Consider the following 13,766-nt stretch of genomic DNA (forward strand, 5'->3'; position numbering starts at 1 on the left):
AAAGGAGAGGGTTTTGGCACAGGAAAAACTGCTTTCACCGAAAGAGCTGGGTGATCTCGTCGGACTGAGCGCCGCGCAAGTTCGCGCGTTGATGAACGATGGACGGCTGGAGTTCGTCGAGATTTCCGCGAAAACCAAGCTTCTGACCATGAGCGGCTGGGAGCGGTTCCAGAAGAACGCGACCAGGGTGAAACGCCCCGACGGCGACCAGCCGCGCTTGCCCTTGGGCGAGCCGCAGCACCATAGCCTCTGACGGAAAGGAGCACCACATGGCCATGCCCCGCGCGACGCTGACGCAGAGCGAATTGACACGATACCTCAAGGCGTACCGGGACGCGGGTATTCCGGTCGTCAGGTCCGAGATCAGCCGCGACGGCAAGGTTGTGATCTATAGCACCGAGAAGCAGACCGACGAGGTCATTAACCCGTGGGATCGCCCGTGAAACGCCGCAAGCAGTTTCCCGGCGCGACGGCCTATTTCGACCGGCACGGGAAGCGGCGGTGGCGGTTTCGGAAGGGTGGATTTTCAGCAGAACTGGGGAGCGACTACGGGTCGGAGGATTTCGTCCGTCGTTATGAGGACGCGGTGAACGGGCACAAGACGCGCGGGCTGATCGGGGCGGACCGGACCAAGCCCTACAGCGTCAGTCAGCTTGTGGCGCTCTGGTATCGCTCACCCGAGTTCCTCGATCTCGCGCACAGCACGCAGAAGGTCTATCGCGGGATCGTCGAGAAGTTCCGGGAGGAGCACGGCGACAAGCCGGTGCGGCCAATGCAGCGACGGCATGTGCAGACGATCTTGGCCGAGAAAGCGGAGACCCCAACTGCCGCGAACAACCTGCGCAAGCGGCTGATCCAGTTGATGGATTTCGCGATCACACTGGATTGGCGAGGCGACAACCCAGCGCGGGCGACGAAGCCGTTTCGCGTGGGCGGTGACGGCTTCCATACCTGGGACGAGGACGAGCTGGCGCAGTTCTTCAAGGCCCACAAGCCGGGCACGTTGGCCCATACTGCGGTGACGTTGATGCTCTACACCGGCGCGGCGCGGGTGGATGCGGTGAAGCTGGGTCCGAAGAACGTCCGCAATGGCAAGATCGAGTACCGGCGGCAGAAGACACAGCGGTCTGGCGGCGTGCTGGTTTCCGTGCCGATCCACCCGGACCTGGCCGAGGTTCTGGACAAGCTGCCGAAGGACCGGCCTTTCCTGGCCACCCAGAAAGGCACCATGCGTTCAGCAGGTGGGCTGGGTAATCTCATGCAGCGTTGGACCGAGGACGCCAATCTGCCCCAGTGTTCCGCCCACGGCCTTCGTAAGGCCTGCGCGCGGCGCTTGGCCGAGGCTGGGGCAACCGCACACGAGATCGGCGCGGTCACAGGACACAAAACACTGGCCCTCGTGCAGCGCTACACCGAGGCCGCTGGACGCGAAGGCATGGCCGATTCCGCAATCGAGAAACTGATCGCCCGCCCCAATGGCGAGCGCAATTTGGCGAACCTTCCCAAGAGGTTCGTCAAATCCGACACCAACCCCAAGCAGGGAAAGGATAATTTATGAGAAGTGGTGAGCCGTGCAGGATTCGAACCTGCGACCCACTGATTAAAAGTCAGTTGCTCTACCAACTGAGCTAACGGCCCACTCTTTTGCTGGATCTTGTCGATCCGTGGCGCTCTTTAAGTCATTTTCCCGACCGGGTTCAAGACCTTATTTGCACCTCGTATCGCCAGAGTAATCAGTGTTTCCGGCGACCCGATAGGCGGCCTAATTAGGCAGGTGGCGCTGGGTGGTCAACCCCTTTTTTAAGGAATCTGCGTCGCAGGGTGGATTCCTTTCAGGCGCAGGGTTATATGCGCGCCATGCAAGGATTACAGAACACTGGTTTGCCCTTCATGAAGATGCACGGGCTGGGCAATGACTTTGTCATTGTGGACGCGCGCGCGTCTGCAACGCGGATTAGTCCGGCACTTGCGCAGGGAATCGGGCACCGTCAATTCGGGGTCGGATTCGATCAGCTTGCCGTGATCGAAAACGGCAGGTCGGACGCGCATCTGGTGTTCTACAATTCAGATGGATCTACCTCGGCAGCATGTGGAAATGCCACCCGTTGCATCGCCCGTTTCCTGATGGAGGAATCGGATAGATCCGACCTGACACTGACGACCGAACGCGGCACCCTTTACGCCAAGGACGCCGGGGACGGCCTGACCTCAGTGAATATGGGACACCCCCAACTAAACTGGAACGAGGTTCCGTTGTCTGAGGAGGTCGACACGCTGGAACTGCCCATTGAGGGGGCTCCGACGGCCACCGGGATGGGCAATCCGCATTGCACTTTTTTTGTCGACGATGCCGAAGCCATCCCTCTGACCGAGTTCGGTTCGCGTTACGAGAACCATCCACTCTATCCTGAACGAACCAATGTCCAAATTGCGCAGATCATTGGACCGGACCACATCCGCATGCGCGTGTGGGAGCGTGGCGTGGGCATCACCCTGGCTTCGGGGTCATCCTCATGCGCCACAGCCGTTGCTGCTGCGCGTCGCGGCCTGACCGAGCGCAAAGTACAAATTGAGCTGGACGGCGGGACGATCTGGATCGACTGGCGCGACGATGGCGTTTGGATGACCGGGCCCACTTGTCACGTGTTCTCGGGCACTTTGACACCTGAATTTCTGGAATCACTGGAATGAGCGCGCCGAAGTTCACCACCCTGGGCTGCCGCCTGAACGCCTATGAAACCGAGGCGATGAAAGAGCTGTCAGCGCAGGCCGGGCTCACCGACGCGGTGATCGTGAACACCTGCGCCGTCACGGCAGAAGCGGTGCGCAAAGCCCGGCAAGAGATTCGCAAGCTACGGCGGGAAAACCCTAACGCGCGGCTGATCGTGACAGGCTGCGCGGCCCAGACCGAGCCTGACACCTTTGCCCAAATGGATGAGGTCGACGCGGTCATTGGCAATACTGAAAAAATGCAGCCCGAGACATGGAAAGGCATGGCGGCGGACTTTATAGGCCAGACCGAAGCCGTGCAGGTCGACGACATCATGTCCGTCACCGAAACCGCAGGCCACCTGATCGACGGTTTTGGCACCCGCTCACGCGCCTATGTACAGGTTCAGAACGGCTGTGACCATCGCTGCACTTTCTGCATTATTCCCTATGGCCGTGGGAACTCCCGCAGTGTCCCTGCAGGTGTTGTTGTGGATCAGATCAAGCGGTTGGTGGATCGGGGCTATAACGAGGTTGTACTGACCGGCGTTGATCTGACCTCATGGGGCGCCGACCTGCCTGCGCAACCCAAGCTGGGCGATCTGGTCATGCGTATCCTCAAACTGGTGCCTGACTTGCCACGCCTGCGGATCAGTTCCATCGACTCGATCGAAGTGGATGAGAACCTGATGCAGGCCATCGCGACCGAACCGCGCCTGATGCCGCATCTGCACCTGTCCCTGCAACATGGCGACGACCTGATCCTGAAACGGATGAAACGCCGCCATCTGCGCGATGACGCCATCCGGTTCACCGAAGAAGCCCGCAAGCTGCGCCCCGAGATGACCTTTGGCGCCGATATCATCGCTGGGTTCCCGACCGAAACGGATAATCATTTCGAAAACTCGCTGAAACTGGTGACAGATTGCGATCTGACCTGGTTGCACGTTTTTCCATATTCCAAGCGCGAAGGCACCCCGGCCGCCCGCATTCCGCAGCAGGTGAATGGGAACATCATCAAGGACCGCGCCGCCCGCCTGCGCGCGGCCGGTGAGGCGCAGGTCACACAGCATCTGCAAGCCCAAATCGGCAAAACTCATCACATCCTGATGGAAAACTCGCATATGGGCCGCACCGAACAATTCACCGAGGTCGCTTTTGAGGCACCACGGCCCGAAGGGCAAATCGTGAAGGCAACAATCACAAGCGCCACCGGCACGCAACTACAAGCCTGATCCGGCCCCTACCCGATTGCAACAAAAAAACCCCCGCAGCCGGCAGCGCGGGGGTTCAAACATTGCGGGGCTGTGAAACTCAGTCTCGTTTCTTGCCTTTCACGCCTGCCCAGAGGCGCTTGTTGACAAGATACAGAAGCACCGACAACAGCGACAGGAACAGCACGCCGACGAAGCCCGAGTATTTGCGCTCCATCATTTTTGGCTCGGCAGTCCACATCAGGAAGGCTGCGATGTCTTCGGACAAGGCTTCAACAGTGGCCGGGTGGCCATCGGCGAATTCAACCTGATCTTCGGACAGCGGGGGCGCCATCGAGATCCAGCCTCCGGGGAAGGCTTTGTTCTCATACAGGATGGTGCCTGCCTCTTCTTTCTCTTCACCGGTATAGCCGTCCAGCAGCGAGGCGATGTATTCCGCACCACCCATGCCTTTGAAGAACTGGTTGATCCCCAGACCATAAGGCCCGTGGAAGCCGGCGCGGGCCTTGGCCATCAGGCTCAGGTCCGGTGCGCCAACACCGTCATTGACCGGGAAGTGGTCGGTCGGGATTGCCGGACGGAAATCGTCCAGCTCGGGATCGAACACTTCGAAGTTGTCTGCCGAATAGGCGATGACTTCTTCTTCCGAATAGCCCAGCGCTTCGAGATCACGCAGAGGCACATAGCGCAGGCCGTGGCAGGCTGCGCAGACCTCGGTATAGATCTGAAGCCCGCGCTGCAGCTGGTTTTGATCCCAGGTGCCAAAGGGGCCTTCGAACGAGAAGTGGAAGTCTTCGATGTGCTGCTCGCCCCCACCTGCTGCGAAGGACGCAGCAGGGGTAAGGGCCAAAGCAAACGCGGCACCGATTGCAAGTTTCTTGAACATGTTTCCGGTCCCTCTTCTTACTCGGCCGGCGTGGCGTCGGCGTCAGCCTTGCCATAATGCGCGTTGAAGTCTTCTTCGATGGTCTCTGGCTGTGGCAGCGGTTTTTCGATGACACCCAGGATCGGCAGGATCACGAAAAAATAGGCGAACCAGTAGGCGGACGCGATCAGCGAGAAGGTCGCATAGGGCTCTTCCGCGGGCATCGCACCCAGCCACATCAGGGCAAAGAAGTCGATGATCAGCAGGTAGAACCACCATTTGAACATCGGGCGGTATTTGCCCGAACGTACGGTCGACGTGTCCAGCCAGGGCGCCAGCGCCATTGCCAGGATCGCACCGAACATCGCAATCACACCAAAGAACTTGGCGTCAACGATGCCACCGGTGATGAAGCTGGCAAATTGTACAACCCAGACTTCACCGGTAAAGGCGCGCAAGATCGCGTAGAACGGCAGGAAGTACCATTCGGGCACGATGTGTGCAGGCGTGACCAGCGGGTTGGCTTCGATGTAGTTGTCCGGGTGGCCCAGATAGTTCGGCATGTAGCCGACGATGGCCCAGAACACGACCAGGATCACGGCCAGCGCGAACAGGTCCTTGATCACAAAGTACGGCCAGAACGGCAGCGTGTCTTTCTCGGCATCGGCTTTCGACGTGCGGCGAACTTCAACACCTGTGGGGTTGTTGTTGCCGGTGGTGTGGAAGGCCCAGATATGCACGATGACCAGAGCCGCGATAACAAACGGCAGCAGATAGTGCAGCGAGAAGAAGCGGTTCAGCGTGGCATTGTCCACCGCGGGTCCGCCCAGCAGCCAGGTCTGGATCGCGTCACCCACAAACGGGATCGCGCCAAACAGGCCGGTGATCACGGTCGCACCCCAGAAGGACATCTGACCCCAAGGCAGAACATAGCCCATGAAGGCAGTACCCATCATCATCAGATAGATAAGCATACCGATGATCCACGTGATCTCACGCGGGGCTTTGTATGAGCCGTAGAACAGGCCACGGAAGATGTGGATGTAGACCGCAACAAAGAACAGCGACGCGCCGTTCATGTGAATGTAGCGCAGCATATAGCCGCCATTCACGTTGCGCATGATGTGCTCGATGCTAGCGAAGGCCAGATCGACATGCGGGGTGTAGTGCATCACCAGAACGATACCGGTGACGATTTGCAACGCCAGGCAGAACGCCAGGACGATGCCCCAGATCCACCACCAGTTCAGGTTCTTGGGGGTGGGGATCATGATGGTGTCGTAAATCAGGCCGACGATGGGCAAGCGGCTGTTCAGCCACTTCTCGCCGTTTGTCTTCGGCTCGTAATGATCGTGGGGAATTCCGGACATAAGTTTGGGTCTCCCTTAGCCGAGTTTGATGGTGCTGGCGTCGGTCCACTCAGCGGGCGGAACGGGCAGGTTTTCAGGTGCGGGACCCTTGCGGATACGTCCGGCCAGATCGTAGTGCGATCCGTGGCAGGGGCAGAACCAGCCACCAAAGTCGCCAGCATCGCCCAGCGGCACACAGCCAAGGTGCGTACATACGCCCATCTGAACGATCCACGCGCCCGGCGCTTCGCCCTCGGGCGACGGCATCACGCGGTTGGCGTCGGTTGCCGGAGCATCCGCGTTCAGGTTGGAGTTGCGGGCCAGCGGATCAGGCAGTGCATCAACGCCTTCGGCGTCCTGTTCCTGCGCTTCTTGAATTTCGGCACCTGTGCGGTGGCGGACAAACACAGGTTTACCCAGCCATTTCACGGTCAGCTGCGTACCTGGCTCAACGCCGCTCACATCCACGCGGATCGAGGACAGCGCCTGAACGTCTGCCGATGGGTTCATTTGATTGATCAGGGGCCATACGGCTGCACCCGTCGCGACGACACCTGCGCCGCCTGCGACGTAGTAGAGGAAATCTCTGCGGGTGCCTTCGTGGTCTTCTGCGTGGGACACGAGGTTTTCTCCGATTCCGGCGCCCGGGGGTAACCCGAGCAAACATGCATCAGCACCGCATCAAAGCGGCGTCTCATCGCGGCTATCTATCCGGGAGAATTCGGTTCGTCCAGCGGTCATAGGCGCGCAGTGCGCCACAACAGGGCATTCATGTCACAACGAGGGGCGAAAGTTTCAAGATACGGACCTGTTTTTTGGCAAAAACACTCCGGTCCCCCGGCTTTTCCAAATGTGATTCGATTCGCTTCGGCGGGTAGAACGGTGCAGAACCGACCCAGCCCCAAAAGGTTTTACAGAATGCCGATCCGCCCATCTTGAACTTTTCGTCATATTCGGGAATATTTCCGTATATGAGAAGTTCCATGGAAGCCACCTCTGACAAACTGGCCACGCATTTGCGTGGATTGCGAGAGCAGCACGGCATGACCCTCGATACTTTGGCTGGAAGAACCGGTCTAAGTCGCGCCACCCTGTCGCGGATCGAGAAAAACGAAGTCAGCCCGACCGCCGAGACGCTAGGCCGTCTGGCAACGGTTTATGCAGTACCGATCTCTCAGTTACTTACCCCGTTGGAGCAAAGTTTCCAACCGATCGTCCGGCGGCACGACCAGCCGTTCTGGACGGATCGTGGGCGCGCGTTTCAACGTCGCAGCGTTTCGCCCCCCAGTGGGCACCTTTCGGTTGAATTGATCGAAGGAACCCTGACCGCGCGGCAGCGCATCGCCTATGATGCACCCGCAGTTCCTGGGCAAGAGCATCACCTGTATGTCTTGTCCGGGCAGATCGAAATCACGGTCGAGAGGAAAGCTTATGACCTTCGACAAGGGGATTGCCTGCGGTATATTTTATTTGGCGAGACCGTATTTGAAACGACCCATAGTCCCTGCACTTACGTGATCGCATTGTCATGACCGTTCAGACACCCAACGTCTTCCGCCTTAACCCGACGGATATCGACAACAATCTGACAGACCTGTGCCGCACGCTTGTTGACAGCGTTGCCGATGGTGCCGCGATCAGCTTCATGATGCCGCTCGACCATGACAGCGCCGCGCGATTCTGGACGGATGACGTCAAACCCGCCATTGAAACAGGCGCGCGGCACTTGTTTGGCGCATTTTACCAGCGTCGCATGATCGGTACGGTACAGCTGTTGCTTGCCATGCCCCCAAATCAGCCCCACCGGGCAGAAATCTCGAAGATGATCGTTCACCCCGATGCCAGACGTCGCGGTTTGGGCAAGGCCCTGATGCAAGAAGCCCTGAAATCCGCACAAGAAGCCGGGAAGACACTCATTACACTAGACACGCGCACCGGAGACGTCTCGGAATCCCTTTACAGGTCTGTCGGGTTCAAGCCGGCAGGTGTCATCCCCGATTTCGCATTCGACCCGCACGGAGAATCCCGTCACGCGACGACCTATATGTACCGATACCTTTGACTTAAGCTCGAATTCACGGTGATACCCGACATAGCAAGACGCGCCGCTTCTGCAGGATATAGATGTAGAAAATCTGAGTTAAAAATAGATATTTTACAAAGGCTTAGTCATGTTTGATTTCGATTGAACTTTAGACGCAAATGATCGAAATGCGGGAAATCCCAATCTCTGCAGGACGTCTCTCATGTCAAAGCTCTTTGCACCAACCATGATCCTCGCACTGACCGTGTCCTTTCAGGCGATAGCGGCCGGTGACCCGGCGAAAGGCGAAAAACTCTACAATCGCTGCTCTTCTTGCCACGCAATCATCAAAGATGGCCAAGTTCTGGTCAAAGGCGGCATCACTGGCCCGAATCTTTACGGCGTCGTCGGTCGCGTCGCAGGAACCGAGTCAGATTACCTGAACGGAAGCGAACGTTTGCCCATCGGAATGTTCACCGACGACATGATCCGCGCCGGTCAGAAAGGGCTGGTCTGGACACAAGAGAATATCGCCACGTATTCCAAAAACCCGATCGCATTTATCCAGGAATATCTGGATGACGAAACCGCGCGCCCAAACATGAGCGTCAAACTGAAAAAGGGCGCCGATGACATCGCGGCCTATCTGGCGACGTTCAACGAATGATGTCTGTCGCTGGTCGTTCTGCCGTCAGAGCGACCAGCGCATTGATCCCCGATCAGGCCGGCGGTTGCGTTGCGGCCATGCTGGGGCGTTCGACAAACTTCTCGTACCATGCGGCCAGCGCATCATTTCCCTTGCGCCATCCGCGCGCATCGTGACGGAAATCGACGTAGCCCAGTGCGCAGGCCACTGCGACTTGCCCTATATCCAACGGTCCGGACAGATGCGCCATCCACCGCTGGTTCAACGCGGCGCAAGCGCGTTCTATCTTGTCCCATTGCGCATCGGCCCAGCCCTCCCATTGCTTGTCTTCGGGCCGCATCCGAGCCTCATAGGTGATCAGCAACGCCGCATCCAGAATACCATCCGCCAGCGCCTCAAGCGTCAGCACATCCCAATGCCGGGCACCGTCCTGATAAAGACCGGCCTGCCCGCGCGCGTCCAGAAATGCACAGATAACACGGCTGTCGAACAGGGTCGGCCCATCGGGGCGCTCTAACGCGGGCACCTTTGTCAGCGGAGCCTTGGCCAATAGCGGCTCGGCCGGGGAAATTGGTGTTGTTGCAACGTTCAGCAGTTCGACATCCTGCAACTGGTCTGTTTCATGCAACAAAACCATAACCTTACGGACATAGGGCGAAGTGGGACTAAAATAGAGTTTCATAAGAGATCTCCCTGAATTGCCGGAACTCTACATCACCCAATGCAAAACAAAACCCGTCAATTGGTGCGCCAACCTCACCCTCTCATCAACTTTTGCAGAGCATCAAGCTCGGACCCGATCCCGTCGTTTGCGATATGTTCTGACGCGCTCAGGCGGGCTGCATCGGGCTTGTTCTGGTTTAGCTTCCAGGTGCCTTGAATGTCGTCAATGCGAAACCGAAACGGCACGATCATGCGCATCATCTTATCCAACGCGTCCTGGCTCATCTTGCCGGTCGTCCAAGGCGGTTTAGGCAGCAAGCGTGCCTCATAAAAGGCGGACTGGCGGTCCAACAGGTCCAGCAACTCCGCGTGCGGCCGCTGTTCTAACTGACCGATCAGATGCACAGCGACATAGTTCCATGTCGGAACCTGGTCGGCGATCCCGTACCAATCCGGAGATACATATCCGTCTGGTCCGGTGACGGCGATTCTTGCCGGTTTAGGCTCTTTCAGCATGCGGACGATCGGGTTGGATCTGACAAGATGCAGCTCGGCCAGCGCGCCATCCTCAGACAGCAGAAACGGCACGTGGCTAATCAACGGCGCTTCATCCGTCGACACCGCAAGAACCCCGAACGCGCGGTCACGCGCAAAGGTAACGTGGCGCTCGGTCTCTTCTGCGCGGAAGGCTGGATTGGGGTGCATGGCTATCCTCCTGCAAAACCTCTTGCAGAACCCTTCGCACATTGGCAAGGTCCGGCTGTTCTCAGGGCGGGGTGAAATTCCCCACCGGCGGTATGCGGGCGATGACCCGTAAGCCCGCGAGCGGCCCCGGTGTGCGGGGTGTCAGCAGATCTGGTGAGATGCCAGAGCCGACGGTTATAGTCCGGATGAAAGAGAACGTGCAGCGCGTCGGCCCTGGCTTGCGCCTGCCCGTGATCGCCTTGGGTGACGTGTCTGTTGCGAAAGGAGATCATGATGACACACACCCGCTATGCTTTTGTGAAAGCCAACTGGCATTCCGAAATCGTTGACCAGGCTCTCGAAGGGTTTCTAGAGCTTGTCCCCGCCGAACAGGTTGACGTTTTCGACGTCCCCGGCGCATTCGAAATGCCGCTGCTGGCCCGCGATCTGGCCCAAACCGGGCGCTACGCCGCGGTCGCCTGCGCGGCGTTTGTCGTGGATGGCGGCATATACCGGCACGATTTCGTCGCGCAAGCCGTAGTCGATGGGTTGATGCGCGCCAGTATGGACACCGGTGTTCCGGTACTGTCAGTCTCGCTGACGCCGCACCAGTATCAGGAAACCGATCACCACAATGCCATCTATCGCGCGCATTTTGTCGAAAAGGGTCGCGAGGCTGCGCAGGCGGCCCTGAAGATCACCCAAACGCGTGCGTCGTTGACGCGTGCCGCATAGGCACAGCTGGTTGGGGTTCCCCTGCCCCAACCGCAAATCCGCTTGAGGCCAAGGGCCTCGCCAGCTAATCACGACGCGCAAAGGAGCATGCCCCATGTCAATGAACAGTTTTGGCCACCTCTTCCGCGTCACCACCTGGGGTGAAAGCCACGGGCCCGCATTGGGTGCGACCGTCGATGGCTGCCCTCCGGGTGTTGCGATCGACGAGAGCATGATCCAGCACTGGCTGGACAAGCGCAAACCGGGTCAGAACAAGTTCACCACCCAGCGGCGCGAACCCGATCAGGTGAAAATTCTGTCCGGTGTGTTCGAAGGCCAGACAACGGGCACGCCCGTGCAGCTGATGATCGAGAACACCGATCAACGCTCCAAGGACTACGGCGATATCATGGACAAGTTCCGTCCCGGTCACGCCGACATCACCTACTGGCAGAAATACGGCATTCGCGACTATCGCGGTGGCGGGCGCAGTTCGGCTCGGGAAACTGCCTCACGTGTCGCGGCTGGTGGGTTGGCCCGAGAAGCGATCAAGCAAATTGCCCCGAATGTACAAATCACCGGCTACATGACCCAGATCGGCCCGCACAAGATTGACCGGGGCAATTTCGACTGGTCCCAGATCGAACAGAACCCGTTCTGGACCCCAGACGCACAAGCCGCCGAAGACTGGGCCAACTACTTGGACGAATTGCGCAAGTCCGGGAACTCGGTTGGTGCGATTGTCGAGGTTGTGGCCCGTGGCGTCCCAGCAGGCATCGGCGCGCCGGTTTACGCCAAGTTAGACACTGATTTGGCCGCTGCGATGATGTCCATCAACGCCGTCAAAGGTGTCGAAATCGGCGAAGGCATGGCCGCTGCCGAACTGACGGGCGAAGCCAATGCGGACGAGATTTTTATGGGCCAGAACGGCCCGCAATACAGCTCAAACCACGCGGGCGGTATTTTGGGCGGTATCTCGACTGGACAAGACGTTGTTGTGCGGTTTGCTGTCAAACCCACATCCTCGATCCTGACCACACGCAAAACTATCACTAAATCCGGCGAAGAAACCGAGATCATCACCAAAGGTCGCCACGATCCCTGCGTAGGCATCCGCGCCGTTCCGGTGGGTGAGGCGATGATGGCTTGCGTGATCCTCGACCACCTGCTGCTGCATCGCGGCCAGATCGGAGAGAACCGTGGACGGATCGGCTGATCTGCGCACACGCCTGCGCGCCGTCGTTGCGCAACTTATGGAAACCGACCCTGCGCATGATCTGGCCCATCTGGACCGGGTCTGGGTAAACGCGCAGGCCATTGCAAACGACCAGACTGACATGCCGGTGCTGCTGGCCGCCGCTTATCTGCATGATCTGGTAAACTTGTCCAAGGACGACCCAGACCGCCATTTGGCATCGCGCCGATCGGCCGAAGAATCAGAGTCTATTTTGATCAACTTGGGCTATTCTGCAGGTCAGATCCACGCAATCAAACATGCTATCGAAGCACATAGTTTTTCGGCCAACATCACGCCGGAAACGCCCGAAGCCTGCATTCTGCGCGATGCCGACAGGCTGGACGCACTGGGCGCGATTGGAGTTGCCCGGAATTTCTCAGTCTCCGGTGCTTTGGGACGGTCGCTTTATGATCCGGCAGATCCCTTTGCTGCCAACCGCCCGCTGGACGACCTGCATTTTTCAATCGACCACTGGAAGGTCAAACTACTGGGCCTTCCTGGCGATATGCTGACCGAGGGTGGCAAAGAGATCGCACAGCGCAGAATCACACGCATGATCCGCTTTCTGGAAGAGTTCGCGCAAGAGATCGGCAGCCCACTGCCGACCGATTGGACCAATCTGTAAACAACGCGTTGATCTTTCCCTACCAAAAGCGCAGGTTCGCGCCGATGGCAAAACACTTAACATCGCATCGACCGTTGCTGGCCGTCGCTCTGAAAACGAGCGCGGTGTTTTTGTTCACGGTCATGGCGGCGATTGTCAAAGCGCAGTCCGATCACTTCCCACCTGGCGAGATGGTGTTTTTCCGGTCCCTTTTTGCCATTCCGGTGATTGTCATCTGGCTGATGGCGCGCGGAGAATTGGCGCAAGGGTTCAAAGCCCGCAAACCTTCGGGTCATTTCTGGCGCGGCGTGTTGGGCACCACGGCGATGGGGCTTACATTTACCGGCCTTGGCTTGATCCCGCTGCCCGAAGCGACGGCGATTGGCTATGCCACCCCGATTTTCACCCTGATCCTTGCCGCGGTGATGTTAGGCGAACGCATCCGTAAGATCAGAATCGCGGCTGTGTCCATCGGGCTTTTGGGTGTCCTGATCATGATCTGGCCCAGACTGGGTGGCAACAACATGGAAGCTGCTGCCACCTTCGGCGCATTGTGTATTCTGGGTGCGACCGTTGCCCGGGCCTTTGTGCAGATCCACATCCGGCAGTTGGTGCAGGTCGACCATCCTGCGGCCATTGTCTTCTATTTCTCGATGACGGCGACCATCCTGTCCGGGCTGACCGTCTTTTGGGGGTGGGTCATGCCCACATGGGAACAGGCAGGCTTTTTGATTCTGGCTGGTCTGATAGGAGGAGTGGCGCAGATTCTGGTGACTTCGTCCTATCGGTTTGGGCAGGCTTCGATGCTGGCGCCCTATGATTACACCTCGATGCTGTTTGCCATCGTCATTGGCTATGTCTGGTTCAGTGAACTGCCAACGCTGGTCATGCTGGCCGGAGCGGCGCTGGTGATTGTCGGTAACGTCGTGGTGATCTGGCGCGAACATCAACTGGGCTTGGAGCGCGGCAAGACGCGCGCGGTCACGGATCCCAAAGCCTGACCTTTACCTTTGCAGAACTTCCCCTAGGGTGTGCCCAACACAAGATGAGGGTTTCCC

18 protein-coding genes, 1 tRNA gene and 1 riboswitch are annotated in these 13,766 nt (G+C 58.5%); of the genes, 12 read left to right on the plus strand and 7 right to left on the minus strand.

All coding sequences use genetic code 11. From position 1 onward, the window contains the following. Positions 1-13: 13 nt before the first annotated feature. The 3 genes from DK510_RS20665 to DK510_RS20670 are packed head-to-tail and all read left to right on the plus strand — an operon-like array spanning position 14 to position 1,558. Positions 14-253, plus strand: coding sequence for a hypothetical protein (locus DK510_RS20665; RefSeq protein ID WP_109313708.1), 240 nt, complete (start codon positions 14-16; stop codon positions 251-253). Between the two features lie 16 nt (positions 254-269). After that, the gene (locus DK510_RS22880; RefSeq protein WP_160116581.1) at positions 270-443 is read left to right on the plus strand and encodes a hypothetical protein; all 174 of its coding nucleotides are present in this window, start codon (positions 270-272) and stop codon (positions 441-443) included. Next, complete coding sequence (locus tag DK510_RS20670) at positions 440-1,558, plus strand: tyrosine-type recombinase/integrase (RefSeq protein ID WP_109313709.1); 1,119 nt, start codon at positions 440-442, stop codon at positions 1,556-1,558. Before DK510_RS22880 ends, DK510_RS20670 begins: the two co-directional genes overlap by 4 nt. Positions 1,559-1,562: 4 nt before the next feature. On the opposite strand, the gene DK510_RS20675 is transcribed toward DK510_RS20670, so the two are convergent. Next, positions 1,563-1,638, minus strand: a tRNA-Lys gene (locus tag DK510_RS20675). Positions 1,639-1,848: 210 nt separating this feature from the next. Here DK510_RS20675 and dapF point away from each other — a divergent pair. Then, on the plus strand, positions 1,849-2,691 hold the full coding sequence (gene dapF / locus DK510_RS20680; protein WP_109313710.1) for a diaminopimelate epimerase: 843 nt from the start codon (positions 1,849-1,851) through the stop codon (positions 2,689-2,691). Further along, positions 2,688-3,944 (plus strand): tRNA (N(6)-L-threonylcarbamoyladenosine(37)-C(2))-methylthiotransferase MtaB, encoded by a 1,257-nt coding sequence (mtaB, locus tag DK510_RS20685; RefSeq protein ID WP_109313711.1) that lies wholly within the window; start codon positions 2,688-2,690, stop codon positions 3,942-3,944. The genes dapF and mtaB overlap by 4 nt, the downstream gene beginning before the upstream one ends. A 79-nt stretch (positions 3,945-4,023) precedes the next feature. Here mtaB and DK510_RS20690 read toward each other — a convergent pair whose 3' ends face one another. From DK510_RS20690 to DK510_RS20705, 4 genes are all read right to left on the minus strand, one after another. Next, a complete protein-coding gene (locus tag DK510_RS20690; protein ID WP_108860629.1) occupies positions 4,024-4,809 on the minus strand; it encodes a cytochrome c1 in 786 nt (261 codons plus the stop codon). 17 nt (positions 4,810-4,826) lie between these two features. Continuing rightward, positions 4,827-6,158, minus strand: coding sequence for a cytochrome b (gene petB / locus DK510_RS20695; RefSeq protein ID WP_108860628.1), 1,332 nt, complete (start codon positions 6,156-6,158; stop codon positions 4,827-4,829). 15 nt (positions 6,159-6,173) lie between these two features. After that, complete coding sequence (petA, locus tag DK510_RS20700) at positions 6,174-6,758, minus strand: ubiquinol-cytochrome c reductase iron-sulfur subunit (protein ID WP_058272711.1); 585 nt, start codon at positions 6,756-6,758, stop codon at positions 6,174-6,176. A 148-nt stretch (positions 6,759-6,906) separates the two neighbouring features. Next, positions 6,907-7,122, minus strand: coding sequence for a hypothetical protein (locus DK510_RS20705; protein WP_109313712.1), 216 nt, complete (start codon positions 7,120-7,122; stop codon positions 6,907-6,909). Here DK510_RS20705 and DK510_RS20710 point away from each other — a divergent pair. From DK510_RS20710 to DK510_RS20720, 3 genes are all read left to right on the plus strand, one after another. Next, the gene (locus DK510_RS20710; RefSeq protein ID WP_109313713.1) at positions 7,121-7,669 is read left to right on the plus strand and encodes a helix-turn-helix domain-containing protein; all 549 of its coding nucleotides are present in this window, start codon (positions 7,121-7,123) and stop codon (positions 7,667-7,669) included. The two genes, DK510_RS20705 and DK510_RS20710, sit on opposite strands and share 2 nt — an antisense overlap. Continuing rightward, entirely contained in the window at positions 7,666-8,199 is a 534-nt protein-coding gene (locus tag DK510_RS20715; RefSeq protein ID WP_200833267.1) for a GNAT family N-acetyltransferase, read from the plus strand. Before DK510_RS20710 ends, DK510_RS20715 begins: the two co-directional genes overlap by 4 nt. A 184-nt stretch (positions 8,200-8,383) precedes the next feature. Next, positions 8,384-8,827, plus strand: a complete 444-nt coding sequence (locus DK510_RS20720) for a cytochrome c family protein (RefSeq protein WP_109313714.1) — start codon at positions 8,384-8,386, stop codon at positions 8,825-8,827. 52 nt (positions 8,828-8,879) lie between these two features. Here the strand turns inward: DK510_RS20720 and DK510_RS20725 are convergent, their stop codons facing one another. Beyond that, on the minus strand, positions 8,880-9,488 hold the full coding sequence (locus DK510_RS20725) for a glutathione S-transferase (protein ID WP_109313715.1): 609 nt from the start codon (positions 9,486-9,488) through the stop codon (positions 8,880-8,882). 74 nt (positions 9,489-9,562) lie between these two features. Then, the gene (locus DK510_RS20730) at positions 9,563-10,174 is read right to left on the minus strand and encodes an FMN-binding negative transcriptional regulator (protein ID WP_109313716.1); all 612 of its coding nucleotides are present in this window, start codon (positions 10,172-10,174) and stop codon (positions 9,563-9,565) included. A 53-nt stretch (positions 10,175-10,227) separates the two neighbouring features. Next, a riboswitch (FMN riboswitch) is annotated at positions 10,228-10,375 on the plus strand. A gap of 72 nt (positions 10,376-10,447) precedes the next feature. On the opposite strand from DK510_RS20730, the gene DK510_RS20735 reads away from it, so the two are divergent. The 4 genes from DK510_RS20735 to DK510_RS20750 all read left to right on the plus strand — a co-directional run bounded on the left by DK510_RS20735 (position 10,448) and on the right by DK510_RS20750 (position 13,709). Beyond that, positions 10,448-10,888 carry a 6,7-dimethyl-8-ribityllumazine synthase gene (locus DK510_RS20735; protein ID WP_109313863.1) on the plus strand — a complete coding sequence of 147 codons (441 nt, stop codon included), beginning with the start codon at positions 10,448-10,450 and terminating at the stop codon, positions 10,886-10,888. Positions 10,889-10,982: 94 nt separating this feature from the next. Next, on the plus strand, positions 10,983-12,083 hold the full coding sequence (gene aroC / locus DK510_RS20740; RefSeq protein ID WP_109313717.1) for a chorismate synthase: 1,101 nt from the start codon (positions 10,983-10,985) through the stop codon (positions 12,081-12,083). After that, a complete protein-coding gene (locus DK510_RS20745) occupies positions 12,067-12,729 on the plus strand; it encodes an HD domain-containing protein (RefSeq protein WP_109313718.1) in 663 nt (220 codons plus the stop codon). The genes aroC and DK510_RS20745 overlap by 17 nt, the downstream gene beginning before the upstream one ends. A gap of 44 nt (positions 12,730-12,773) precedes the next feature. Continuing rightward, positions 12,774-13,709: a DMT family transporter gene (locus tag DK510_RS20750; protein WP_109313864.1), complete on the plus strand. Its 936-nt coding sequence runs from the start codon at positions 12,774-12,776 to the stop codon at positions 13,707-13,709. Positions 13,710-13,766 lie beyond the last annotated feature (57 nt).

Origin of the sequence: Ruegeria sp. AU67 (assembly GCF_900312795.1) — a bacterium.
Lineage (GTDB): Bacteria > Pseudomonadota > Alphaproteobacteria > Rhodobacterales > Rhodobacteraceae > Ruegeria > Ruegeria atlantica.

What these genes read in the sequence shown, in the direction of transcription:
- DK510_RS22880 (WP_160116581.1), top strand. Translation starts at nt 270, where the DNA reads ATGGCCATGCCCCGCGCGACGCTGACGCAGAGCGAATTGACACGATAC.
- dapF (WP_109313710.1), top strand. Translation starts at nt 1,849, where the DNA reads ATGCGCGCCATGCAAGGATTACAGAACACTGGTTTGCCCTTCATGAAG.
- mtaB (WP_109313711.1), top strand. Translation starts at nt 2,688, where the DNA reads ATGAGCGCGCCGAAGTTCACCACCCTGGGCTGCCGCCTGAACGCCTAT.
- DK510_RS20690 (WP_108860629.1), bottom strand. Translation starts at nt 4,809, where the DNA reads ATGTTCAAGAAACTTGCAATCGGTGCCGCGTTTGCTTTGGCCCTTACC.
- petB (WP_108860628.1), bottom strand. Translation starts at nt 6,158, where the DNA reads ATGTCCGGAATTCCCCACGATCATTACGAGCCGAAGACAAACGGCGAG.
- DK510_RS20710 (WP_109313713.1), top strand. Translation starts at nt 7,121, where the DNA reads ATGGAAGCCACCTCTGACAAACTGGCCACGCATTTGCGTGGATTGCGA.
- DK510_RS20705 (WP_109313712.1), bottom strand. Translation starts at nt 7,122, where the DNA reads ATGGAACTTCTCATATACGGAAATATTCCCGAATATGACGAAAAGTTC.
- DK510_RS20715 (WP_200833267.1), top strand. Translation starts at nt 7,666, where the DNA reads ATGACCGTTCAGACACCCAACGTCTTCCGCCTTAACCCGACGGATATC.
- DK510_RS20720 (WP_109313714.1), top strand. Translation starts at nt 8,384, where the DNA reads ATGTCAAAGCTCTTTGCACCAACCATGATCCTCGCACTGACCGTGTCC.
- DK510_RS20725 (WP_109313715.1), bottom strand. Translation starts at nt 9,488, where the DNA reads ATGAAACTCTATTTTAGTCCCACTTCGCCCTATGTCCGTAAGGTTATG.
- DK510_RS20730 (WP_109313716.1), bottom strand. Translation starts at nt 10,174, where the DNA reads ATGCACCCCAATCCAGCCTTCCGCGCAGAAGAGACCGAGCGCCACGTT.
- DK510_RS20735 (WP_109313863.1), top strand. Translation starts at nt 10,448, where the DNA reads ATGACACACACCCGCTATGCTTTTGTGAAAGCCAACTGGCATTCCGAA.
- aroC (WP_109313717.1), top strand. Translation starts at nt 10,983, where the DNA reads ATGTCAATGAACAGTTTTGGCCACCTCTTCCGCGTCACCACCTGGGGT.
- DK510_RS20750 (WP_109313864.1), top strand. Translation starts at nt 12,774, where the DNA reads ATGGCAAAACACTTAACATCGCATCGACCGTTGCTGGCCGTCGCTCTG.